This window comes from Mesorhizobium sp. DCY119 (genome assembly GCF_003590645.1).
Taxonomy (GTDB): domain Bacteria; phylum Pseudomonadota; class Alphaproteobacteria; order Rhizobiales; family Rhizobiaceae; genus Mesorhizobium_M.
In genome coordinates this window covers 141,492-164,077 of the sequence record NZ_CP031834.1, presented here as the reverse complement: position 1 = coordinate 164,077, position 22,586 = coordinate 141,492, and the positions used below count along the sequence as shown (strand labels likewise).

22 protein-coding genes are annotated in these 22,586 nt (G+C 60.7%); 13 read left to right on the top strand and 9 right to left on the bottom strand.

The features are described 5' to 3' along the window. Positions 1-25 precede the first annotated feature (25 nt). From dnaN to DZG07_RS00765, 8 genes are all read right to left on the bottom strand, one after another. Positions 26-1,144: a DNA polymerase III subunit beta gene (gene dnaN / locus DZG07_RS00800; protein WP_091911186.1), complete on the bottom strand. Its 1,119-nt coding sequence runs from the start codon at positions 1,142-1,144 to the stop codon at positions 26-28. A gap of 209 nt (positions 1,145-1,353) precedes the next feature. Further along, positions 1,354-2,889 (bottom strand): chromosomal replication initiator protein DnaA, encoded by a 1,536-nt coding sequence (gene dnaA, locus DZG07_RS00795; protein ID WP_091911184.1) that lies wholly within the window; start codon positions 2,887-2,889, stop codon positions 1,354-1,356. Positions 2,890-3,717: 828 nt separating this feature from the next. Then, complete coding sequence (rpsT, locus tag DZG07_RS00790) at positions 3,718-3,984, bottom strand: 30S ribosomal protein S20 (protein WP_091911182.1); 267 nt, start codon at positions 3,982-3,984, stop codon at positions 3,718-3,720. Between the two features lie 167 nt (positions 3,985-4,151). Further along, on the bottom strand, positions 4,152-4,925 hold the full coding sequence (locus tag DZG07_RS00785) for an enoyl-CoA hydratase (RefSeq protein WP_091911180.1): 774 nt from the start codon (positions 4,923-4,925) through the stop codon (positions 4,152-4,154). A gap of 57 nt (positions 4,926-4,982) precedes the next feature. Continuing rightward, complete coding sequence (gene mutM / locus DZG07_RS00780) at positions 4,983-5,873, bottom strand: bifunctional DNA-formamidopyrimidine glycosylase/DNA-(apurinic or apyrimidinic site) lyase (RefSeq protein WP_119813587.1); 891 nt, start codon at positions 5,871-5,873, stop codon at positions 4,983-4,985. A gap of 107 nt (positions 5,874-5,980) precedes the next feature. Then, entirely contained in the window at positions 5,981-6,523 is a 543-nt protein-coding gene (locus DZG07_RS00775) for a TadE/TadG family type IV pilus assembly protein (RefSeq protein ID WP_348626402.1), read from the bottom strand. A gap of 136 nt (positions 6,524-6,659) precedes the next feature. Then, on the bottom strand, positions 6,660-7,268 hold the full coding sequence (locus DZG07_RS00770; protein ID WP_119813583.1) for a TadE/TadG family type IV pilus assembly protein: 609 nt from the start codon (positions 7,266-7,268) through the stop codon (positions 6,660-6,662). 160 nt (positions 7,269-7,428) lie between these two features. Continuing rightward, complete coding sequence (locus DZG07_RS00765) at positions 7,429-7,863, bottom strand: pilus assembly protein N-terminal domain-containing protein (RefSeq protein WP_119813581.1); 435 nt, start codon at positions 7,861-7,863, stop codon at positions 7,429-7,431. Positions 7,864-8,201: 338 nt separating this feature from the next. Between DZG07_RS00765 and DZG07_RS00760 the strand changes: the two genes are divergently transcribed. The 9 genes from DZG07_RS00760 to DZG07_RS00720 all read left to right on the top strand — a co-directional run bounded on the left by DZG07_RS00760 (position 8,202) and on the right by DZG07_RS00720 (position 17,197). Next, complete coding sequence (locus tag DZG07_RS00760; RefSeq protein ID WP_091911174.1) at positions 8,202-8,372, top strand: Flp family type IVb pilin; 171 nt, start codon at positions 8,202-8,204, stop codon at positions 8,370-8,372. Positions 8,373-8,519: 147 nt separating this feature from the next. Further along, positions 8,520-9,041: a prepilin peptidase gene (locus DZG07_RS00755; protein ID WP_119813579.1), complete on the top strand. Its 522-nt coding sequence runs from the start codon at positions 8,520-8,522 to the stop codon at positions 9,039-9,041. 191 nt (positions 9,042-9,232) lie between these two features. Beyond that, positions 9,233-10,045, top strand: a complete 813-nt coding sequence (gene cpaB / locus DZG07_RS00750) for a Flp pilus assembly protein CpaB (protein ID WP_119813577.1) — start codon at positions 9,233-9,235, stop codon at positions 10,043-10,045. Positions 10,046-10,119: 74 nt separating this feature from the next. Then, a complete protein-coding gene (locus DZG07_RS00745; RefSeq protein WP_119821272.1) occupies positions 10,120-11,601 on the top strand; it encodes a type II and III secretion system protein family protein in 1,482 nt (493 codons plus the stop codon). Positions 11,602-11,616: 15 nt separating this feature from the next. Continuing rightward, on the top strand, positions 11,617-12,354 hold the full coding sequence (locus DZG07_RS00740; RefSeq protein ID WP_119813575.1) for a CpaD family pilus assembly protein: 738 nt from the start codon (positions 11,617-11,619) through the stop codon (positions 12,352-12,354). A gap of 22 nt (positions 12,355-12,376) precedes the next feature. Next, entirely contained in the window at positions 12,377-13,657 is a 1,281-nt protein-coding gene (locus tag DZG07_RS00735; RefSeq protein ID WP_197716897.1) for a CpaE family protein, read from the top strand. Positions 13,658-13,685: 28 nt separating this feature from the next. After that, positions 13,686-15,173 (top strand): CpaF family protein, encoded by a 1,488-nt coding sequence (locus DZG07_RS00730; protein ID WP_119813571.1) that lies wholly within the window; start codon positions 13,686-13,688, stop codon positions 15,171-15,173. Between the two features lie 14 nt (positions 15,174-15,187). Next, positions 15,188-16,201, top strand: a complete 1,014-nt coding sequence (locus DZG07_RS00725; protein WP_091911163.1) for a type II secretion system F family protein — start codon at positions 15,188-15,190, stop codon at positions 16,199-16,201. A gap of 6 nt (positions 16,202-16,207) precedes the next feature. After that, complete coding sequence (locus tag DZG07_RS00720) at positions 16,208-17,197, top strand: type II secretion system F family protein (protein ID WP_091911161.1); 990 nt, start codon at positions 16,208-16,210, stop codon at positions 17,195-17,197. A gap of 72 nt (positions 17,198-17,269) precedes the next feature. Here DZG07_RS00720 and DZG07_RS00715 read toward each other — a convergent pair whose 3' ends face one another. Next, on the bottom strand, positions 17,270-18,091 hold the full coding sequence (locus DZG07_RS00715; protein WP_091911160.1) for a tetratricopeptide repeat protein: 822 nt from the start codon (positions 18,089-18,091) through the stop codon (positions 17,270-17,272). A gap of 130 nt (positions 18,092-18,221) precedes the next feature. On the opposite strand from DZG07_RS00715, the gene DZG07_RS00710 reads away from it, so the two are divergent. From DZG07_RS00710 to DZG07_RS00695, 4 genes are all read left to right on the top strand, one after another. After that, positions 18,222-19,595, top strand: coding sequence for a leucyl aminopeptidase family protein (locus DZG07_RS00710; RefSeq protein WP_119813569.1), 1,374 nt, complete (start codon positions 18,222-18,224; stop codon positions 19,593-19,595). Positions 19,596-19,662: 67 nt separating this feature from the next. Beyond that, a complete protein-coding gene (locus tag DZG07_RS00705; protein ID WP_119813567.1) occupies positions 19,663-20,013 on the top strand; it encodes a MarR family transcriptional regulator in 351 nt (116 codons plus the stop codon). Beyond that, positions 20,010-20,870 carry an NlpC/P60 family protein gene (locus DZG07_RS00700; RefSeq protein ID WP_119813565.1) on the top strand — a complete coding sequence of 287 codons (861 nt, stop codon included), beginning with the start codon at positions 20,010-20,012 and terminating at the stop codon, positions 20,868-20,870. Before DZG07_RS00705 ends, DZG07_RS00700 begins: the two co-directional genes overlap by 4 nt. Positions 20,871-22,186: 1,316 nt before the next feature. Next, complete coding sequence (locus tag DZG07_RS00695; protein ID WP_119813563.1) at positions 22,187-22,585, top strand: ester cyclase; 399 nt, start codon at positions 22,187-22,189, stop codon at positions 22,583-22,585. The last annotated feature ends 1 nt before the right edge of the window (position 22,586 follow it).

Here is a 22,586-nt window from a genome sequence, read left to right as displayed (position 1 = left end):
CGACCCGGTTTCAGCCGCCGCGCTGCTAGACGCGCATCGGCATGAGCACGTAGAGCGCATCCTCATCGGACATATCGTGGATCAGCGTTGGGGAGCCGGCATCGGCCAGCATGAACCGTGCTTCGCTGCCTGAAAGCTGGGCCGCCACGTCGAGAAGGTACTTCGCATTGAAGCCGATCTCGATCGGGTCCGACGAATAATCGGCCGCGAGCTCTTCGGTGGCGCTGCCCGAATCCGGATTGTTGACGGCGAGCGTCACCTGGCCTTCCGAAATCGAGAGTTTCACGGCACGTCCGCGCTCGGACGAGATCGTCGAGACGCGGTCGACCGCGCGGGCAAAGCTTTCGCGGTCGATGACCAGCTTCTTGTCGTTTCCGGTCGGGATGACGCGCTGGTAGTCCGGGAAGGTTCCGTCGATCAGCTTCGACGTCAAAATCACGCTGCCGATGGTGAAACGGATCTTCGTGTCGGACAGTTCGGTGGTCACGGCAACGTCCGGGTCGTCGACCAGCTTCTGCAATTCACTGACGGTCTTGCGCGGGATGATGATGCCCGGCATGCCTTCCGAACCAGCCGGCGCATCCATTTCGGCGCGCGCGAGACGGTGGCCGTCGGTCGCGACGGAGCGCAGCTTCAGCTTTCCGGCGGATTCGATGGCGTGGAAGTAAATGCCGTTGAGATAGTAGCGCGTCTCCTCGGTGGAGATGGCGAATTGGGTCTTCTCGATCAGGCCCTTCATGGCAGCCGATTCGAGGCGGAATATATGCGAGAAAGAGCCGGCCGAGAGTTCGGGGAAGTCCGATTGCGGCAGGCACTGCAGGCGGAAGCTTGAACGCCCGGAGATGACGGACATCGCATTTCCGTCTTCGTCGGTCTTCAGCATGACTTCTGCACCATCGGGCAATTTGCGCACGATATCATAGAGAAGATGCGCCGGAACCGTCGTTGCACCGCCTTGCTCGACCTTTGCCGCTGTGGCCTCTGTCACCTCGAGGTCAAGGTCGGTGGCCTTCATTTCCAGGCTCGCCCCGTCGGCGCTCAACAGCACGTTCGACAGAATCGGTATCGTGTTGCGCCGTTCCACCACGCGGTGAACGTGGTTGAGAGACTTCAGGAGGTTTGAGCGTTCCAGGATAACACGCATGACGAAACAAGCTCGCTTGAATGAAGAAACGGAATTCCGGGCTCGGATTCCCGCGAAAGTCCCAACAGGGCCGGATTTCGGTCAAACTGACAGGAAAAAGTCGCGAAAGGCAAGCCCGCGACGCTGCTCAAAAGCAGTTCCGCGGGCTTTTTGGGGATAACCTTGCTGCGACAGGTGGCCGCCTGTGCAAAGCGGCCAATTTGTCCTGTTCAGGCCTGGTCGGTAATGAGCCGGCGGAGCAATTCGAGTTCCTGCGCCAGCGTGTTGTCGCCGCCGGAGAGGTCCTCGATCTTGCGCACTGCATGAAGGACGGTGGTGTGATCACGCCCGCCGAAGCGCCGTCCGATTTCGGGCAGCGAGCGCGGCGTCATTACCTTTGCCAGATACATGGCGATCTGGCGCGGCTTGACGATAGTGCGGGTGCGGCGGTTCGACAGAAGCTCGGTCTTCGACACGTTGTAGTGGCGCGCGACGATCCTCTGGATGTCCTCTATGCGCACCCGCTTCGGCTCGCCCGAGCGGTAGATATGGCCGAGAATCTCGTCGATCCGCTCAATGCTGATCTGCGGTTCGAAGGATTGCCGGAAGAGAAGCTGGTTGAAGGCGCCTTCCAGCTCGCGGCCGCTGCCGGTGACGGTGCGGGCGACATGGGAGAGAACCTCTTCGTCGATATGCAGGTTTGCATCGTCTGTCTTGGCGCTGGCCAGCCGCGACTGAAGCATGCCGAGTCGCATGCCGTAGTCGGGCGCCGACATTTCGAGCGCCACACCGCCATTGAGGCGCGAGCGAACGCGCGGCTCGAGCGATTCCAGTTCTGCCGGCGGCCGGTCGGCAGCAACGACGACCTGCTTGGCGCTGTCCAGCAGCATGTTGATAAGGTGGCAGAATTCATGCTGGATCGACTTGCCCTGCAGGAACTGCATGTCGTCGATGATGAGCAGGTCGATATCGCGCAGCTGCTCCTTGAGGGTCAGGGCGTTGTTGTCGCGGATCGCCGTTGCGAAGCGCCACATGAAATACTCGGCGGTGAGATAGACCACGCGGGATTTCGGATTTTGCTTCAGCGACTCGGCCGCAATCGCCTGCAAAAGGTGGGTCTTGCCGAGGCCGACGGTAGCGTGAAGGAAGAGCGGGTTGAAACGCGATGTCGATTCAGCAACCGCCCGCGATGCTGCCAGGGCAACGCGATTGGACGGGCCCTCTATGAAGGACTGGAACGTATAACGCGCATCAAGCGGTGAGCCGAGCACGCTCTGGCGGAAATCGGTGTCCGCCGTATGCGGGCGGGGCGAGGCCGAGCGCTCCATTCCGGGTGCGCTGACGGTCGTGCCATTCGAAAGGGCGCTGTGCGTCTGCCGGACGGGCTTGCGTGCCGTTGACTGCTCGATTTCGTCGGAAATCGGGGCAAGCCGCGTCGCCGTGCGCACGACGATGTCGATCTTCAGGATTTCAGGGTCTTCCTGCTTCCAGAGCTCAGCGATGAGGTCGAGATAGTGGCTGTTGATCCAAGACCGCAGGAAGGCCGTGGGCACGGAGATCCGCACCAGGCCCTTGGATGCCTCCGTCAGCTTCATACGGCCGAACCAGCTCGAATAGACTTCGCTTCCCAGGCGTGCCTTCAGTTGTGCCTTGACCCGGTCGAATGCCTTCTCCGCGCCGCCTGAAGCCGCCATGTCGTTCCCCTCGATCACATTTGCTGGAAACAGAAAGCCAGATTTGGCTTCCTTCTCGATGCCGCTATGCATTTTTCACAATCCCTCGTCTTCCATACTCACTCGGCCTGCCGAGAACGCGTAATTCCGCACCCCCCTCTATGGCAGTCCACACTCAAACACCGTTGCCACCGCACTTGGCACCGTGCCTACTCAAACACGCAGGCCGCAATTAACTGCGACCGCCGCTTTAATCAAAGCGGCAAAACAAAACCTTTCCGGCGCACACGCCAGAACGCAATTCCACAGTTTTAATCTGCCTTACCCCACTCGCTATTCACGTCCAAAAGGACAAACCATACGCGTCCGCAGACACTCGTCTGCGCCAAAATCCTCAGATTTCCAGCTAGGTCTTTCAGGCCGTTGGCCCGTCCCTTTTGATGAAGCGACATTACAAAAAACGCTGTGGACAGGGCAAGGCCGCATCTAACCCTTTTTTAACGAATCTGATCAGGGAAACGCTTGACTCACATCCCCGCTCGCAGGCGAGAATCGACAAAAGTCTTTCGATTCAATCCCTTTTCCGGCGCATACGAATTTCGGCCCTTGTTGGGAAAATATTTTAAATATTTCCCTTGACAGCTAATTGTTCACCGGCGCCCGCCGCCCTCGTGAACAAGCTGTGGATGACCATCTGTAAGCTTATGATAAAAAACAATAATTTGTGACAGGGCATTTTTTGCTGCGGGCGCTAACACCGATCCTGAACATAAGAAAAGGCGCATATGCCGGCAAAGTATTTCCGTCTTGCCAAAGCTTACCCTGGGGCATTGCTGAATGGATTTTCCAAACCGTTGTTCGGCAAACGAAAAAACCCGGCGGGTTAGGCCGGGTTTCGATATTCGATGCTAACAATGGCTGTTAGGCAGAAAGCGTCTTCAGTCGCTGTGCAAGGCGGGAAACTTTCCGCGATGCGGTATTCTTGTGCAGGACGCCCTTGGTGGCGGCGCGCATCAACTCCGGCTGTGCGGCCAGGAAGGCGGCTTCGGCTGCCGTCTTGTCGCCAGCGGCCAGTGCCTCTTCGACCTTGCGGACGTAGGTGCGAACGCGCGACCGGCGGTTCTTGTTGACCGCGGCGCGGCGGGCGATCTTACGCGTTGCCTTTTTGGCCGAGGATGTATTGGCCATGATGCCTCTCTCGTGTCTCAGTGAAAGCGTCTGGAGAATATTCTCAGAGCGCAAAAAACAATCGGGCAGCCACGGGGCCGCCTCGGTTGGTGCGGCTTATAGTGCAGCTTTTCTCGCCAGTCAACGCAGTTTCGACTCTGATTTTGCGGACCGCGACACGCACTCGCTCAACGGTTCTTGAAGTTAGCCGTGCGCTTTTCTGCGAACGCCGCCATGCCTTCCTTCTGGTCGTCGAGCGCGAACATCGAATGGAACAGCCGGCGCTCGAAACGAAGGCCTTCCGACAGCGTCGTTTCATAGGAACGATTGACGGCTTCCTTGGCCATCATGACGGCCGGCAGCGAGAAATCCGCAACCTTCGTCGCGGCTTTCAGCGCCTCTTCCAGAAGCTCGCCCGCCGGCACCACCCGCGATACTAGGCCCGAACGCTCAGCCTCTGCCGCGTCCATCATCCGGCCGGTAAGGCACATGTCCATCGCCTTGGATTTGCCGACGAAACGCGTCAGCCGCTGCGAACCGCCCATGCCAGGCATGACGCCGAGCGTGATCTCGGGCTGGCCGAATTTCGCATTGTCGCCGGCAATGATGAAGTCGCACATCATCGCAAGCTCGCAGCCGCCGCCCAGGGCATAGCCCGACACTGCGGCGATAACCGGCTTGCGGATGCGGGTGAAAGCCTCCCAGCCGGAAAAGAAGTCCTCCATATAGGCGTCGATGTAGCTTTTGGACTGCATCTCCTTGATGTCGGCGCCGGCGGCGAAGGCCTTTTCCGAACCGGTGACGACGATGGCTCCGATCCTGGGATTTTCCTCGAATGCCTGGCTTGCCGCGAGCAACTCGGTCAGCACTTGCGTGTTCAGCGCATTCAACGCCTTGGGCCTGTTCAGCGTGATAAGACCGACCTTGCCGCGCGTTTCGACGACGATCGTTTCATAAGCCATCTGGCGAAGTCCTCCTGATTGTTGCGGATAGCCGAAGACGGCCTTGTACCGATTTACCTAGCGCTGGCAGGAGGGGCAATAGAAGGTGGACCTGCCGCTCTGCACAACCCGTTCGATATGTCCGGCACATCCAGGCGTCGGGCAGGCGACACCTTCCCGGTCGTAGACTGAAAAGGAATGCTGGAAGTAGCCGAGCGACCCGTCGGTGTGGACATAGTCGCGAAGCGAGGAGCCGCCGGCCGCGATTGCATCGGCGATCACCGAACGGATCGCATCGGCCAGCTTTTCACTTGTCTCGGCGGCTTTCTTGCCGCGCACGGCAATCGTTCCGGCAGCCCTCAGGGGAGACAAGCCGGCGCGCCACAGCGCTTCAGAGACGTATATGTTGCCGAGCCCTGCGATAAGGCGCTGGTCCAGAAGGGCTGCCTTCAGCGGCGTTTTCTTGTCCCGAAACAGATCGGCAAGCAGCTTACCGTCCAGCGCGTTCCCGGTGGGCTCTACGCCGAGGCCGGCCAGCATCGGATGGTCTTCAGCCAGGCCTTCGGCAAAAAGCATGAAGCCGAAGCGCCGGGGATCGTTGAAAACGATGCGGGCCGGGGCGCCTTTCGACGTGGTCAGGTTGAAGACGACGTGATCATGCGCGGAAGCCTTGGAACGCTCATGATGGAAGACGCCGGGCGTATCGAGGGCGCCGTCCGCCTCGATCCGGAACGAACCGGACATGCCGAGATGGCAGATGAGGACCGGTCCATCTTCGATATGGGCGGTCAGGTATTTCGCCCGCCTGCCGAGCGCGGTTACCCTCCGGCCCTGCAGTCGCTCGGCGAAGCGCTCCGGGAATGGATAGCGTAGGTTCGGCCGTCGCGTCTCTACGCTGACGATGCGCGCGCCTTCCAGAACCGGCTGCAATCCGCGCCGGACCGTTTCTACTTCGGGCAGTTCAGGCATGTTGTGCAATCACCGAGGTTACCCGCAAGACATAGGGGCGCTCTTGCGCAATGGCAATTCGGAAACACCAGGGCATTTTATCGTGGGATAAAGACCCACGCCGCGGATCAGCAGTCGGTGCAGGTGATGGTCTTGGTTATGCGAGGCCGCAGGTAGTAGGTTTCGCTCATCGAGATGCCGTCGAAGGCGGCCGCGAGCCCAAGCACCGGCTTTTGCTCCGCCGTCCAGACGATGAGTGGTTTATAGCCGAGGTCGCTTTCGACCCGAACAAGGAACGTATTCCTGATCTTGAGTTCGGCCGGGACCGTGGTCTCTTGTTTCGCCGGCTTGGGCGGGTATGGCTCGGAAAAGGCCCCATCGATCATCTGCCGCGACCACGCGACAAGCACCTTTGGGGAGTCTTCGTCCGTGATTTCGATTGCGGTCACGATGATCTTCGGCTTCGAACGGTTGTAGGGCTGGATGCTCGACTGGCCGATCTGCATGATCGATTCCAGCACCGATTTTGTCACCGAAGTCTGCTGTGTGACGAGGTCGGCGACCATGCTGCCGATGCGTCCGACCTTCTTGTTGGCCTCGATGCCTTGCGACACTTCCATGGTCACGAAATACATCGACAGAAGCAACGGCGCGATGAGCGCAAACTCCACCGCAGCCAGTCCCCGTCGATCCGAACAAAGGCCTGCCGCCTTGCGGCAAAGCCTTGCCAGAACTGAATGTGCCCCCGCACCCATGAACATTCCTTGCCCCTTCATTTGACTGGAACCGTTTCCCGTCATCTCGTGCTCAGTCGTTGAAAGGCTCGTTCTGCCAGGTCACGGTGGCGAACTGCAGCGTCTTGCCATTGCTGAGGTTGGACATCGAGGCCCGCAGGAAATCTGTAATGACCGGCCATTTGTAGAAGACGCGCAGCATGTTCTTGGTTTTCGATGCGCCCGGATCTACGGAAAACGTCGTCGGGTCGGCTACGCCATTCTTCGTCAGGACGATTTCCTTGTTGACGATCTTGAAACCTGCAGCAGCCGCATCGGCGAAAGTGTCATATTTGCGCAGATCGACAACGAGGCCCGGGCAGTCCTTGGCCACCATGATCTTGATGCGGTCGCAGAGCAATGTCTTGAGCTTGGCTTCATCCAGCTTATCCGCTCCGACGCCCGGTCTGATCTGGCCGGTGCGCAATTGCCGTGCGACGTCGTCGGTGGCGTTGGAAATGACCTGCTGGGCCGCAAAGGCGATGCAGCTCTCCAAGATAGCAAAGACAAGCAATGAAAACGGGATGACGAGCATCGCGAACTCGATCGCGGTCGCGCCGCTCCGGTCACGGCAGAACCGCCCGAAGACGCCGCGACGTCTTGCACGACCTGGGCCGCTCCCCGCTTCGGAGTTGTCTTTCATGCCCGTTCCCCGCCGATTTCCATCTGCTATCGGAAAGACCCTAACGCAAATCCGTTGAGGCCCGGTTTGGATGACGTATAAATTTCGCGGGGGCTTGTTTACCGGGCAGAAACCATGCCGGTCGCGGCAATATCCCGAAATGGAATGCTGAGATCGGGCCTTATTGGCCGGAGCTCATCTCCACTTCCGATGTCCGCTCGGCTTCGCTCTTGTAGGAACTCTCGCAGTAAGGCGTGCAGGAAAGGGTCTGCACGTCGGCACGCCGATATATCCGCACGGAGGAGGCGTCGTGGCGGCCGACTGTAACCTGCTCGTCGACGATCGGGCTGCCCTGCTGGTCGAGCACGACCAGATTGGTGACGCCGAAACCTTTGCCGGTAAGCACGATGGTGGTGGAATCCTGAACCGAAGCATCGGCAATCGCAGGGTTGCCGACGACGATCGTGTCGGCCGGCCGGGACAGTTTGACGATCTTGGCCTGGTTCATGATGACTTCTATGCCCGCGCCCGCCTGTGCCGGCGTGGCAAGGGCCATCGCGGCGACCAGCCCGGCAAGAGCGCCGGCAACACAAATGTATGACTGCGACCTGGCCATGCGGCGCTCCGATGAATGAAGTCTTCAACGGAAAATGAACGATATTGGTGAACCAACGGTTAAATGGTTGCAACAACACCTGCTCTACGGGCACCGGGGCGATGCCTTGATGCCTTCGAGAACTCACGGACTTCGCGAAATGCCGGTCATTACGCGGCTTTTGAGCCTTTTGAGCTTTAGCGTGTGATTAACCACACAACTTGTCTGAAGCTGGAAAGAATTCGGTAAGGCTGTTTGTTAAGTCGATGGAAAGAGCTGCTCGCTAGATTGTGATCATCCGATCAATGCACCAGAAAAATTGACGGAAGTGCTGTAACACGTGGAGTAGGAGCTCTCATATGTCCAAGATCTTTGCACGTTTCGTAAAAGACGAATCCGGCGCGACCGCCATCGAATACGGTCTGATCGCCGCCCTTATCGCTCTCGCCATCATGGCTGGCGCCGGCGCACTCGGCAACACCATCAGCGCGAAGTTCAACAGCATCGCTTCGACGCTGAACGGCGCCTGAGCTGCATCAAGACTGCATTTCAATGCACGAAAGGGCCGCCGCATTGGCGGCCTTTTTGTTTTCGGCCGGACGCTCAACTCACCAATCCTTAATCGGACCGGCTTAAGATGAGTTTCGACCGTTTTACTCACTTCGTGCGTGGCGCCGATGCTTGAAGCACTGATCTTCGTCGTCTTTCCTTTCTGCATGCTCTTCGCGGCAATCTCCGACATGCTGTCGATGACGATCGCCAACACGGTGTCGATCGTTCTCGTGATCGTCTTTGCCATCGTGGCGCCACTGACCGGCATGGACTGGGCGGCCTACGGACTGCACTTCGCCGCAGGCGGCATCGTATTGCTGGTGACCTTTGCCCTGTTTGCCCTGGGCGGGATGGGCGGCGGCGACGCGAAACTGCTGGCTGCGACCGCTTTGTGGATGGGCCTGAGCACGCATCTCGTCGAATATCTCGTCATATCCGCCTTTCTAGGCGGCTTGCTGACGATAGCCATACTGAGCTTCCGGGCCTCGGGATTGGCTCTGTTCAGTTCCAGGAACATGTTCCTGCGAAACTTTGCCGATAAGTCGGTCGGCGTCCCCTACGGCATTGCGCTTGGGCTTGGCGGGCTGATTGCCTATCCGGGCTCCCCGCTGATGGTCTGGGCGTTGGGGCAGCTCGCCGCAAAGTAAATTCCCTGTACCTACTGTCTGACGCAACGGCTCGAAACAATCCGTTGCACGGAGTGTTTGTGCCCAGAGCTCTTACTTGCGTAAACACTAAATTAATCACGACCATAAGCAATCCATTAACCTTAATTTGACGATTGGCTGTGCAATCTCCGCCTTGGCTATGAGGGTTGCAAAGGGCGAGGTTTGGACGAATGGTTGCATCCAGACTGATTATATTGAGCGTGGCGGTCGCCGCTGCAGGCGGCGCGGGTTACGTTGCCAAGAACATGGCGACGCCGCCGCAGGAAATCGCGGTCGAATCCGGCCCGCAGCAGCCTGCAATCCAGCTCGCCGACGTGCTCGTCCTGTCCGGCGACGTGCCGATGGGCGAGGTGGTGGGCGATCGTCTTTCCTGGCAATCCTGGCCGGCTGACAACGTCAATGCCAACTTCGTGACACGCGCAGCCGAGCCTGAAGCCCTCGACAAGCTGAAGGCGTCCCTGGCGCGTGTCGCCATGTATAGCGGCGAGCCGCTGCGGCGCTCCAAGCTGGTCGGCGAAGGCCAGAGCTTCATGTCGTCAATCCTGCCATCCGGCACCCGCGCCATCGCCACACGCATCGCAGCCGATACCTCGGCTGGCGGCTTCATTCTGCCCAACGATTTCGTCGACGTGATCATGACCCGCCGCGCCGACGCCAGCAATTCCGGCTCCGGCTTCATCACCGAGACCATCCTCAGGAACATCAAGATCCTGGCGATCGACCAGGCTATCCAGGAAGACGAGGAAGGCCGGCGCGTGAAGGTTGGCGAGACCGCAACGCTCGAACTGACCCCGCAGCAGGCCGAGATCATAACGGTCGCCCAGCAGATGGCGGATCGGCTGACCCTTTCCCTGCGCTCGGTTGCCGATGCGCAGGAAAAAGCGGGCGACGAGGCCGACTACCTCGTTTCGGGAAATGGTCGGCGCGGCACCATACGCCTGATCAAGTCGGGCGAAGTGACCGAAGTGGGAGCCAGGAAATGAGCTCGAGCAAGTCAAATCCCGCCATTGGAACACGTGCCTTGAGGCACGCGGTCACGCTGGCCACGAGCTTTGCGATGCTGTTTGGCACTGCGGGCCTGGAAGGCGTCGCGGTTGCCCAGGCAGCGGGCAAGGCGCAGGTCGGATCTTCCACGCGCGAAAACCAGCGGGTCAAGCTCGGCCTCAACAAGTCGATCGTCATCGACCTGCCAGCCGATGCTTATGACATTCTCGTTGCGAACCCGGCGGTCGCCGATGCCGTCACCCGCACCGCACGCCGCATCTATCTCTTCGGCAAGGCGGTCGGCGAAACCAACATCTTCGTCTTCGGCGCGAACGGCGAACAGATCGTCAGCCTGGAGCTTGCAGTCGAACGCGACGTTGCCGGTCTCGAAGATTACATCAAGCGCTTCATTCCCGGCTCAGAGATCAAGGTCGAACTGATAAACGACAACGTCGTCCTCACCGGCACCGTCGAAACGCCGCTGGACGCAAAGCGCGCGGCCGAGCTTGCCGGGATTTTCGTCTCGGGCGGTGAAGCCACGACCGGCCAGTATGCGCAAACCGCGACGGGCGGCTCCACCTACGGCGGCGTTGACATCAACAATCCGGACTCCGAACGCCGCGTCAGCAAGATCGTCAACCTCCTCCAGATCATCGGCGAGGATCAGGTCACGCTGAAGGTCACGGTGGCCGAAGTCAGCCGCAATGTCATGAAGCAGCTCGGCGTCAACATGATCGCCGGGGGCGATAGCAACGGTATTACATGGGGCGCCATCGGCGATAATGCTTTCGGGTTAGGAAAGCCACTTTCTCAGGGCGGTGCTGAGATCGGTACCTCGATGCTTAAGGCCTACATTAACGCGATGGAACAGTCGGGTGTGATGAAAACGCTCGCCGAACCAACGCTTACGGCTGTCTCGGGTGAAAAAGCAACTTTCAAGGTCGGCGGTGAATTTAATCTTGTGACCGAGCGTACAAATGCGGTTTCTGACGAGAATCAGACCGGTACGGTCGCTTACAAAGTGGAAAAGCTCGAATACGGTATTGGGCTAGAGTTTCAGCCGGTAGTTCTTTCTCCGGGTCGTATCAGCTTGAAGGTACGAACTTCTGTTTCGGAGCCGACAAACGAAGGTTCGGTCCAGATGGGGGGAACGAGCACGATGATCGGCACAAACTTGATTTCCATCCGCAAGCGCCTTGCCGACACGACCGTCGAATTGCCTTCCGGCGGCTCGATGATGATCGCCGGCCTGGTGCGCGATGACGTTCGCCAGGCGGTCAATGGCCTGCCTGGCCTATCGAAGATTCCGGTGCTCGGCACCTTGTTCCGCAGCCGGGATTTCGTGCGCAACGAGACCGAACTCGTCATCATCATCACGCCCTATCTTTCCAAGCCGGTTGCCCGCAACGCGCTCGCCAAGCCGGATGACAATTTCAATGCCGCCAGCGACGGCGCCGGGATGTTCCTCGGCAAGGTCAATCGCGTTTACGGCACCATGCAGACCAACAGACCGAACGGCCGCTATCACGGCGTCGTCGGCTACATTTACAAATGATCGGGGAAACGGGGCATGGAAAAGGCAACGTTTGATACCAGCATCACCACTGAGGTTGGGCACCCTCGCCGCGCGTGGATAGTGCGACCGGTGCTCGCCGCGATCGCGGTCGCACTGCTTGCCGGCTGCGCCGCAAAGCGCGACAGCATCACCGTCGGCGCAATCCCGGACGACTATCGCACCAATCATCCGATCGTGATTGCCGAGAAGGAGCAGGTGCTCGACCTGCCCGTCGGCGCCAGCGAGCGCGGCATGACGCGTGTTCAGCGTGTGGCTCTGCAGGGGTTCCTGGCCAATTATGACCGGAGTGCAGCACCCGTTCTCACCATTTTGACCCCTTCCGGAACACCGAATGCAGTGGCAGCCACTGATGCTGCACGAGACTTCGCACGCTTCGCGCGGTCTAGAGGTGTTCATGAAAGCCGCATCATCGTTTCGCCCTATCAGCCGTCTTCGATAGAGGCCTCGGCGCCGATACGGGTGACCTATACGGCGATGCAGGCCCAGACCGGTCCGTGCGGTCGCTGGCCTGCCGACATTGCTGATACCAGCGATAACAAGCACTACGCGAATTTCGGCTGCTCCTATCAGAACAATCTCGCCGCGCAGATCGCCAATCCGGCCGATCTTCTCGGGCCGCGCCAGCCGAGCGAAATCGACGCCGCAAATCGGGGCAATGTGATCGATGTCTATCGCGACAGGGATATTTCGAACGAGTTCCTGAGAAACTCCGAAGTGGAATACAGCCAGTAAGGGTCTTGGAAAGAAAATGGTCATGAACAACCTGGCTTACGACACCAACCCCGACGGTGGCGACGCTGCTCAGCAGGACGTGGCCGCCATGAGCGCGATGCGGCCGGTTCCGCGCATCTCGATCCAGGCCTTTTGCGAAACCGACAGCATCGCAGGCCCGATCGAGCGTGCCGGCGAGGATCGCCGCATGGCCAAGGCCCATCTCAAAGTTCACATGGGTGGCGTGGCGACGGCTATCGAGTTCTACCAGACGGCCCCGACGCCCAACCTCATCATCCTGGAATCGCGCAGCGAGCCCAAGGCACTGCTGCAATCGCTGCAGGAGCTTTCGGAATATTGCGACCCAAGTTCCAAGGTCGTGATCATCGGCCACTACAACGATGTGGGCCTTTATCGCGAGCTGATTCGGTCGGGCATTTCCGAATATGTCGTCGCTCCGATCTCGATGGTCGATATCGTCAGCGTCATCTCCTCGCTGTTCGTCGATCCCGAAGCCGAACCCATCGGGCGCTCCATCGCCTTTATCGGCGCCAAGGGCGGTGTCGGCTCCTCGACCATAGCGCACAACATCGCCTGGAGCATGTCGACGCTGTTCAGCTCGGAAGTGATGGTGGCCGATCTCGACCTCGCCTTCGGCACCGCCAACATCAATTTCGATCAGGACCCGGCGCAAGGCATCGCCGAGGCTGTCTTCGCGCCCGAGCGCATCGACGAGGTCTATCTCGACCGCCTGCTGGCGCAATGCGCCGAACGGCTTTCGCTTCTCGCAGCACCGTCCACGCTCGACCGCGTCTATGATTTCGATCCGGAAGCCTTTGCCCAGATCATCGATACCGCACAACGCAGTGCGCCGCTTCTGGTGCTCGACGTTCCCCATATCTGGAGCGGCTGGTCGAAGAACACGCTGATGAAGGCCGACGATATCGTCATCACGGCGACGCCGGAACTGGCCAATCTGCGCAACACCAAGAACCTTATCGACATGCTGAAGAAGCTTCGCCCCAATGACGGGCCGCCGAAGCTCATTCTCAATCAGGCAGGTGTGCCGAAACGGCCGGAGATCTCGGCGTCGGATTTCGCCGAGCCGCTCGGCATCACGCCGATGGCCGTCATTCCCTTTGATCCGCTGCTCTTCGGCAACGCTTCCAACAATGGCCGGATGCTCGGCGAGATGGATGCGAAAAATCCGATCGTGCAGATCATCAACGACATGTCCCATGTCCTGACCGGCAGAAGCGAGATCAAGTCCAGGAAAAAAGCCGGTCTGGGGGGCCTTCTCGGCAGGCTCAAGCGCAAGAAATAATTGTCAGGCAGCGGATCGGTAGTCGAGCATGTTCGGTAAAAGAGGCAATGAAGATGGAAGCCGGGCCAAGCCCGAGTTCCGCTCACCTGCAGCGGTGGCGCCGTCGGCTGGCGTCATCCTTGCCGCTCCGCCGCCACCGGTCGTCGAGGCACGGACGTCTGCCGCACCGGCGCGCCGCCCGGTCGAAGCGCCGCCACTTGCGCCAGAGCCGCGCAAGGCGCCACGCGAACGCAGCGAGAGCTACTACGATACCAAGTCGCAGGTCTTTTCCGCGCTGATCGACACGATCGACCTGTCGCAGTTGGCCAAGCTCGATCCCGACAGCGCACGCGAGGAAATCCGTGATATCGTCAATGATATCATCGCGATCAAGAACTTCGCGATGTCGATTTCCGAGCAGGAAGAGCTGCTCGAGGACATCTGCAACGACGTTCTGGGCTATGGTCCGCTGGAGCCGCTTCTGGCCCGCGACGACATCGCCGACATCATGGTCAACGGCGCCAAGCAGGTCTTTATCGAAGTCAACGGCAAGGTCGAGCAGACGGGCATTCGTTTCCGCGACAACCAGCAGCTTCTCAACATCTGCCAGCGCATCGTCAGCCAGGTCGGCCGCCGCGTGGACGAGAGCTCGCCGATCTGCGACGCGCGCCTTCCCGACGGCTCGCGCGTCAATGTCATCGCGCCGCCGCTGTCCATAGACGGCACCGCGCTCACCATCCGCAAGTTCAAGAAGGACAAGCTCACCCTCGACCAACTCGTCCGCTTCGGGGCGATTTCGCCGGAAGGCGCGGAGGTGCTGAAGATCATCGGCCGCGTCCGCTGCAATGTCATCATTTCGGGCGGCACCGGCTCCGGCAAGACGACGCTGCTCAATTGCCTCACCAACTATGTCGATCGCGACGAGCGCGTCATCACCTGCGAAGACTCGGCCGAGCTTCAATTGCAGCAGCCGCATGTCGTGCGCCTCGAAACGCGCCCGCCGAACCTGGAGGGCGAGGGCGAGGTGACCATGCGCGACCTGGTCAAGAACTGCCTGCGCATGCGGCCCGAACGCATCATCGTCGGCGAAGTGCGCGGACCGGAGGTCTTCGATCTCCTGCAGGCGATGAACACCGGCCATGACGGCTCGATGGGCACGATCCACTCCAATTCGCCGCGAGAATGCCTCAACCGTATCGAATCGATGATCGCCATGGGCGGCTATACGCTGCCGCAGAAGACCGTGCGCGAAATCGTCGTCGGCTCGGTCGATATCATCATCCAGGCTGCCCGCCTGCGCGACGGTTCGCGCCGTATCACCCACGTTACCGAAGTGATCGGCATGGAAGGCGATGTCATCATCACGCAGGATCTGATCCTCTACAACATCAAGGGCGAGGACGCCTCGGGACGGCTGCTCGGCGAGCATGTCTCGACGGGAATCGGGCGCCCGCATTTCTGGGATCGCGCGCGCTATTACGGCGAGGAGCAGCGCCTGGCAACTGCACTGGAAGCCATGGAAAAGCGGGCTGACTGAGAGACGAAAACCGCATGTTCGGCATAGACAGCACCGTATTGATCTTCATTCTTCTGGCCGGCGTCAGCGCCGGCGCGGTCGCTTATGCCTTTCTGTTCAAGTCGATCGAAAACGAGAAGAACGTTGGCAAGCGGCTCGACACAATCAAAGCCGCCGAGACCGATCGGTCTGTCGTGAAAGCTGCGCGGGATCGGGTGAGCGAAGCCGCCAAGCGCCGCAAATCCGTTCAGGACTCGCTCAAGGAACTCGACGAAAAGCAGAAAGCCAACAACAAGAATACCAAGAAGCCGCCTTTGCGCATCCAGTTGCGGCAGGCGGGGCTGCAGGTCACGGTCGAGAGGTTCTATGTCTATTCGGTGATCTGCGGCCTTGTGCTGACCATCGCCACCTACATGCTTGGCGCTCCGCTTTTCGTCCTGCCCGGCGCACTGCTTGCCGGCGCGTTCGGTGTTCCGCGCTGGTTCGTTTCCTTCCTGCGGGCGCGCCGGGTCAAGGCGTTTCTGAATGAATTTCCCAACGCGCTCGACGTTATCGTCCGCGCAGTCAAGTCCGGCCTGCCGCTCAATGACGGCATTCGCCTTATCGCCAATGAATCGCCGGAACCGGTAAAGACTGAGTTCCGCCGCATCGTCGAGGCGCAGCAGGTCGGCCTGTCCATCCCCGACGCCGCATTGCGCATGGGCGAAACCATGCCTTGTCCGGAGGCCGGGTTCTTCGGCATCGTGATCCAGATCCAGAGCCAGGCCGGCGGCAATCTGTCGGAAGCGCTGGGCAACCTTTCGAAGGTTCTGCGCGACCGCAAGAAAATGAAGGCCAAGGTGCAGGCGCTGTCCATGGAAGCCAAGGCGTCGGCCGTCATCATCGGCGCCTTGCCGTTTATCGTTGCCTTCCTCGTCTACCTGTCGAGCCCGGCCTATATCATGCCGCTCTTCACCACGAGCACCGGCCATCTCATTCTGGGTGTTTCCGGTTTCTGGATGTCGATCGGCATTTTCGTGATGCGCAAGATGATGGATTTCGAGGTTTAGACTGATATGACCGACCAAGTCGTCAAGGCCCTGACCGATCCGTCCTTCCTCATCGCCCTGCTGGTGGGGGTTGCGGTCTTTGCGACCATTTTCACCGCACTGCCGGCGCTGAGCGGCAATACGCTGAAGTCGCGTATGAAGTCCGTGGCGCTGGAGCGCGACGAACTGCGTGCCAAGCAGCGCATGCGCCTTGCCGCCGAAGCCGATCGCCGCCGCAAGGGCTTGCGTGAAGAACAATCGATCGGCATGCGCAACATCGTCGAGCGGCTGGACCTCAAGCGCGCGCTGGTTGATGAGGGCACGCTGAACAAGCTGAAGATCGCCGGCTTCCGCGGTCAAAATCCTCTGACCAAGTTCCTGTTCTTCCGGCTGGTTCTCCCATTTGTCGGCTTCATAATGGCCGGCGTCTATATTCTCGTTCTCGGCGGTCTGCCGGATCAGCCACCTTTCGTGAAGCTGTTCGTGTGCATTCTGGTGGCCTATGCCGGCTTCTACGCGCCGATCCTTTACGTCAACAACCGCGCCACCAAGCGCAAGAAGTCGATCCAGATGGCATGGCCGGACGCACTCGACCTGATGCTGATCTGCGTTGAATCCGGCATGTCCATCGAGGCAGCGATCCGCCGCGTAGCCGACGAGATCGGCACGCAGTCGGTGGAACTGGCCGAGGAACTGATACTAACCAATGCCGAGCTTTCCTATCTTCAGGAGCGCAGGCAGGCCTATGAAAACCTTGCCAGCCGCTCGGGTCTTGAATCGGTCAAGTCGGTGTCACAGGCGCTGATCCAGGCCGAGCGTTACGGCACGCCGATCGCTCACGCCCTGCGCGTTCTGGCCAGCGAAAGCCGCGACATGCGCATGAACGCCGCCGAAAAGAAAGCAGCAGCCCTGCCGCCGAAGCTCACCGTGCCGATGATCCTTTTCTTCCTTCCGGTGCTGTTTGCCGTCATCCTCGGCCCCGCCGGCATTCAGGTCAGCGAGCGCGGCATCTTCTGAAAACTCCGCACTAAAAACTAAAGACCGCACAGATGCTGCGCGGTCTTTGCAAGGCGGTTTGGACGTCGCGGCTCAGTTCGTCGACGGCTTCTTCTTGTCTTCGTTCTTGATCTGGTTCCAGGCGTTCTGCTGCGCCAGCATGTTGCGCAGATAGGCGACGTTGGCCTGCGCCTGCTCGGGCGACAGTTCCTGCTGGGCGATCTGCTCGGCTTCCTGGAAGCGGCCCTGGAGGCCGACGACGAGAGCGAGGTTCTGGCGCACGCGGCTGTCGGCGCCGGGCGCGGAGGATGCCGAACGCATATAGGTCTCGGCGGTCTTGAGATCGCCGGACAGCACGTAGGACATGCCGAGGTTGGACAGGATCGACGGCTCGTTCGGCTTCAGGTCCATCGCCTTGCGATAGAGCTGGCGCGCCTGGTCGGACTGGCCGAGCTGGTCGAGGATCGCACCTTCCGCCGAAACCAGCTTCCAGTCCGGATATTCAGGCGTCTGTGCGCGGCGCACAGCGTCCAGCGCCGGTTCGAACTGGCCGACGGAAGCCAGCGCCTTGCCATAAGCGGCGAGCACGTCGCGGTCCCTGGGCAGCGCGATGGCGAGCTTGCGCATGACGGCCAAAGCCTGATCCGACTGGCCGTTCATCTGCAGCACGCTGGCGTAACGCAGGGCCGTGGTCTTGTCGTTGACGTTCTTGGTGTAGGCTTGGCCGAGAGAGGCCGAGGCATAACCAAGCTCGGTTGACGACATGGTGTCCACCGACTTGCCGGAGGCGCGCGACACGGAGCCGGTCGTCATCCTGTCGGTGGCGCAGCCGGCGACGCTTGCAGCGAGTGCCAGAAGCAAAGCGGCCGTCGCCAGCCTTTTCCCGGTTGCGTTCGGCGAGTGATTGGTCAACATCGGCTCACGTCTCCATCCGTATCGATGGCCACGCTTCGGCCATCTTTCCCCTCTGGAGAAATATTCTGTTAACCCTAACGGACGGTTAAAAAACCGCTCGCGCCGCCGTCGAACAGTCAAGGAACCACGCATGCCGCTCGACCTCACCGAGAAGAAGCTGAAGCACTCGAACCCGGTCCACCTCGTCGCCAAGGGCGAGCTTGAAGCCGCAGGCCTTGATCCGGCGGCCAGTGCCTGGGCCAAGCATAACGGGTTCTCGGGCGAGGCCGGCCGCACGCTGGTGCTTCCCGGCGCCGACGGTGCTATCGCCGGCGCGCTGTTCGGTCTCGGCAAGGCGGACGACAGCAACGGCGCGCTTGCCATCGGCGCGCTTGCCAAGGCGCTGCCGGAAGGCGACTGGCATTTTGCGTCGTCGCCCGGCAACCCGGCGCTTGCGTCGCTCGCCCTCGTTCTCGGCGGTTACGTCTTCACCCGCTACGGCAAGAAACCCGGCAAGGAACTGCGGTTTTCACTCCCCGCCGGCGCCGACCTCGAACAGGTCAGCCGCATCGCGGAGGGCGTCTTCCTGACCCGCGATCTGGTCAACACGCCGACCAACGACATGGGACCGGACGCGCTGGAGGCTGCCGCGCGCAAGCTGGCCAAGAAGCACAAGGCAAAGATCGAGGTCATCAAGGGTGATGATCTGCTGAAGCAGAATTTCCCGATGATCCACGCCGTTGGCCGCGCCTCGGCGGAAGCGCCGCGTCTCATCGACATCGTCTGGGGCGAGAAGAATGCACCCAAGGTGACGCTGGTCGGCAAGGGCGTCTGCTTCGACACCGGTGGCCTCGACATCAAGCCTTCGAGCGGCATGCTGCTGATGAAGAAGGACATGGGCGGTGCCGCCAATGTGCTCGGCCTTGCCTCGATGATCATGAGTGCCGGCCTGAAGGTTCGCCTGCGCGTGCTCATCCCCGCGGTTGAGAACGCCATCTCGGCGAATGCCTTCCGGCCGAGCGACATCCTGACCGGCCGCAAGGGAATCACCGTGGAGATCGGCAACACCGACGCCGAGGGCCGGCTGGTGCTGGCCGATGCGCTGGCGCTGGCCGACGAAGAAGAGCCGCAGCTTTTGGTCGACATGGCGACACTGACGGGCGCTGCTCGCGTCGCGCTCGGGCCGGATCTGCCGCCCTTCTACACCGGCGACGATGCGCTTGCCGCCGATCTTGCCGCGGCGGCTCTCTCCGTCGAGGACCCGCTGTGGCGCATGCCGCTGTGGAAGCCCTACGATGCCAAGCTGTCGTCCAAGGTCGCCGACATCAACAACGTCACCGCTGACGGTTTCGCCGGCTCGATCACGGCGGCCCTGTTCCTCCAGCGCTTCGTCGAGAAGGCGGCAAGCTGGGCGCATTTCGACATCTACGCCTGGAACCCGGCTGACCGGTCCTATGGCCCGGCAGGCGGTGAGGCGCAGGCGATTCGCGCGCTGGAGAAGGTGATTTCGGATCGCTACGGCTGAGCCGGAACAGAGCCGCTTCTTGCCGGGCTGAAACGGAACCGAAACGTTTTGCCGTCATGCTGGCGCGATGTCAGTCCATTTGCGTCCCAGCCAGGCTTTGCGGCTTTGGCAGCAGGTCATGCTCTTCGAAGTGCGCGACGATGCGCCTGATCTGACCGTGCGCCAGGCGGCGATCCTGCTCACGATCTATCTCGATCCGCCGCCGCACACGGTGCGTGGCCTTGCCGCGAAGCTCAACGTCACCAAGCCGGTGATCACCCGCGCCCTCGACACGATGGGCGCGATGAAGCTGGTGTCGCGCCACCGCGACGAACTCGACAAGCGCAACGTGCTGATCAAGCGCACGATCGAGGGCGCGCTCTATGTCGAGCGGCTGGGCGATGCTATCATTGCCAAAGCAATGGAGTTGCCGCTTTGACCGCCCACGATGCCCGCCTGCATGCCTTCCGTGCCGATCTTGCCGATGCCCGGCTGCAGGGCGAGGTTTCAGCCGAGCGCTTCGTGTCCGGCAGGCCGGCGCGCATATCGGTGCCGGTTGCCGATATGCGAAAGGCGCCGCGGCCGGACGCCGGCGTCAACACGCAACTGCTGCTTGGCGACGATGTTACGGTGTTCGAGGAGGCAGAGGGCTGGGCCTGGGTGCAGGCCGAGCGCGACGGCTATGTCGGCTATGTCACTGATACGGCCCTGATTTCTCGCGACGCCGTGCCGACGCATATCGTTTCGGTGGCGCGAACCTTCGTCTATCCGGGGCCGGACCTGCGCTTCCCCCGCACCGCCGACCTGTCGATGGGATCGACGGTCACGGTCACCGGGGCCGCCGAAACGCGCGGCACGGTCTATTCTGTGCTGGCGTCGGGCGAGGGGATGATCGCCGGCCACCTGCGCCCGATCGGCGAATTTGCCGCCGACTATGTCAGCGTCGCCGAGATGTTCATCGGCACGCCCTATCTCTGGGGCGGCGTGTCCGGCTTCGGCATCGATTGCTCGGGCCTTGTCCAGCTGGCCATGCGCATGACAGGCAGGGACGTGCTGCGCGATTCCGACATGCAGGCGGCGGGGCTCGGCGAACCGCTTGACGTCGGGCCAGATTTTTCGGGCCTGCGGCGCGGCGACCTGGTCTTCTGGAAAGGCCACGTCGCCATCATGACCGACACGGAGAACATGATCCACGCCAACGGCCACACCATGATGGTTTCGCGCGAGGGACTCAAAGAAGCCATCGCCCGCATCGGCTATCTCTATGGCGGGCCGACGGGATTCAGAAGGCCGTAGGGCTGAGGCTGCACCCTTCCTTCTCCCACAAGGGGAGAAGGAGAGGCGCACTTCATCATCGCCACGCCCTGTCCCCGGTGCATTCCGGCGCGTCCTTCGAGGCTCGCTCTGCTCGCACCTCAGGATGAGGGAGGTTGGCGCTATTCCTGATCCTGAGACGTTCCTACCCTTCATGAAAAGGGGCTTCTGCCGGCACACCCTCCCTCATCCTGAGGTGCGATCCTGAGCTTGTCGAAGGGGAGCCTCGAAGGACGCACCTGTTCATCGCCACGCCTGCTTTCGCATCTGGCCATTGTCAAAGATCGGGAAGCGGGGCGCTTGGCCGTGCCTTCCTAATGTTTAGTACGTGGCGCGACTTCCGCGCCCGTCTCGGTGTCTGTCCCGAAGTCGGCCGGTCACAACGCCCGCTCCATGTACATTCCATGGACAAGACGCCGCGGGTTCTCCGCATGGTTTTGGGCAGTGGCATTTGCGCCGTGCTCGTTCCACGCCGACCTGTGTCGGGCCCTCGGGTCCCTGGCTACCACACCAGGGCGGGAGGTCACCGCCACTCCCCCTTGATCCCGGTTCCAGACCCGGTCCCGCAGGAGCGATGGGGGGATTATGCGGGCGGTGTTTGAGGGTGTGGAAAGATTGGGAGTGAAAAAATGTGTGGGGTGAGTGGAAACAATGGGTTGGCGGGAAATTTGCGGTGAATCTTTCCCCCACAGTTTCCGCTGGTTTCAGCTTCGGCAGTTCTGCACCGCAGCAGCCGTCATCGATGGTCCGGCATGGATCCGTCGCAAGAGCGACCCCCGCATGCGCTTCGCTCATGCTGCGCCCGGGATGACGAACGGCATGTTAGGTCTTCGCTAATCGTCAACGCTGGCGCGCGGCAGTTACGTCTCCGGCGCGGTAGCCGCGCCTGCTGTGCGGCAGTCAACAACGTTTGCGATTAGCGGCGACACCCACCACCTCGTCATCCCGGGCGGAGCGAAGCGGAGACCCGGGATCCATGCCGGAATGCAAAAGAGCTTCAGCGGCGCAGAACGCGTCAATATCAGGACCGGGCCGTGCTTGACGACGATCAGGCCAATGGGTCCCGGATAACCTCCGCTTCGCTGCGGTTTCCGGGATGACGACTTCATGGCTGTCGCTGCTAATCGCCAAGGTTCCCGCTAAAGGCGCCGCCGTCTCTTCGTCATCCCGGGCGTAGCATGAGCCTCAACGGCGCAGAACGCGCGTCAACATCAGGACCGGCCACATAATGCTTTGGACGGTTGTGGCGTCCTCGCCTACCTTGCACCAGGAACCTTGGCAGCACGGAATGCACACCCATGACGACACCCGACCTCTCCGATATCTACCGCGGCTACATTGCCTGCCTGAACAAGCAGGACTGGGCGAATCTGGGGCAGTTTGTTCACGAGGAGGCTCATTACAACGGCGAGCGGATCGGGCTGGCGGGTTATCGCGAGATGCTGGAGGGCGATTTTCGGGCGATTCCGGATCTCTATTTCGACATCAAGATGCTGATTGCGCAGCCGCCGCGTATAGCCAGCCGCCTGCAGTTCGACTGCACGCCGAAAGGCATGCTGTTCGGCCTCCCCGTAAACGGCAAGAAGGTCTCGTTTGCCGAGAACGTATTCTATGAGTTTCGGGAAAACCGCATCGAGAACGTATGGTCGATCATCGACAAGGCCGCCATCGAAGCGCAGCTTTCGGATTCACAGTAAG

What these genes read in the sequence shown, in the direction of transcription:
- dnaA (WP_091911184.1), bottom strand. Translation starts at nt 2,889, where the DNA reads ATGCATAGCGGCATCGAGAAGGAAGCCAAATCTGGCTTTCTGTTTCCA.
- DZG07_RS00735 (WP_197716897.1), top strand. Translation starts at nt 12,377, where the DNA reads ATGAACAACCTGGCTTACGACACCAACCCCGACGGTGGCGACGCTGCT.
- DZG07_RS00745 (WP_119821272.1), top strand. Translation starts at nt 10,120, where the DNA reads ATGCTGTTTGGCACTGCGGGCCTGGAAGGCGTCGCGGTTGCCCAGGCA.
- DZG07_RS00715 (WP_091911160.1), bottom strand. Translation starts at nt 18,091, where the DNA reads ATGTTGACCAATCACTCGCCGAACGCAACCGGGAAAAGGCTGGCGACG.
- DZG07_RS00755 (WP_119813579.1), top strand. Translation starts at nt 8,520, where the DNA reads ATGCTTGAAGCACTGATCTTCGTCGTCTTTCCTTTCTGCATGCTCTTC.
- DZG07_RS00760 (WP_091911174.1), top strand. Translation starts at nt 8,202, where the DNA reads ATGTCCAAGATCTTTGCACGTTTCGTAAAAGACGAATCCGGCGCGACC.
- DZG07_RS00695 (WP_119813563.1), top strand. Translation starts at nt 22,187, where the DNA reads ATGACGACACCCGACCTCTCCGATATCTACCGCGGCTACATTGCCTGC.
- DZG07_RS00785 (WP_091911180.1), bottom strand. Translation starts at nt 4,925, where the DNA reads ATGGCTTATGAAACGATCGTCGTCGAAACGCGCGGCAAGGTCGGTCTT.
- cpaB (WP_119813577.1), top strand. Translation starts at nt 9,233, where the DNA reads ATGGTTGCATCCAGACTGATTATATTGAGCGTGGCGGTCGCCGCTGCA.
- DZG07_RS00725 (WP_091911163.1), top strand. Translation starts at nt 15,188, where the DNA reads ATGTTCGGCATAGACAGCACCGTATTGATCTTCATTCTTCTGGCCGGC.
- DZG07_RS00770 (WP_119813583.1), bottom strand. Translation starts at nt 7,268, where the DNA reads ATGAAAGACAACTCCGAAGCGGGGAGCGGCCCAGGTCGTGCAAGACGT.
- DZG07_RS00730 (WP_119813571.1), top strand. Translation starts at nt 13,686, where the DNA reads ATGTTCGGTAAAAGAGGCAATGAAGATGGAAGCCGGGCCAAGCCCGAG.
- rpsT (WP_091911182.1), bottom strand. Translation starts at nt 3,984, where the DNA reads ATGGCCAATACATCCTCGGCCAAAAAGGCAACGCGTAAGATCGCCCGC.
- dnaN (WP_091911186.1), bottom strand. Translation starts at nt 1,144, where the DNA reads ATGCGTGTTATCCTGGAACGCTCAAACCTCCTGAAGTCTCTCAACCAC.
- DZG07_RS00740 (WP_119813575.1), top strand. Translation starts at nt 11,617, where the DNA reads ATGGAAAAGGCAACGTTTGATACCAGCATCACCACTGAGGTTGGGCAC.
- DZG07_RS00720 (WP_091911161.1), top strand. Translation starts at nt 16,208, where the DNA reads ATGACCGACCAAGTCGTCAAGGCCCTGACCGATCCGTCCTTCCTCATC.
- mutM (WP_119813587.1), bottom strand. Translation starts at nt 5,873, where the DNA reads ATGCCTGAACTGCCCGAAGTAGAAACGGTCCGGCGCGGATTGCAGCCG.
- DZG07_RS00710 (WP_119813569.1), top strand. Translation starts at nt 18,222, where the DNA reads ATGCCGCTCGACCTCACCGAGAAGAAGCTGAAGCACTCGAACCCGGTC.
- DZG07_RS00765 (WP_119813581.1), bottom strand. Translation starts at nt 7,863, where the DNA reads ATGGCCAGGTCGCAGTCATACATTTGTGTTGCCGGCGCTCTTGCCGGG.
- DZG07_RS00705 (WP_119813567.1), top strand. Translation starts at nt 19,663, where the DNA reads ATGTCAGTCCATTTGCGTCCCAGCCAGGCTTTGCGGCTTTGGCAGCAG.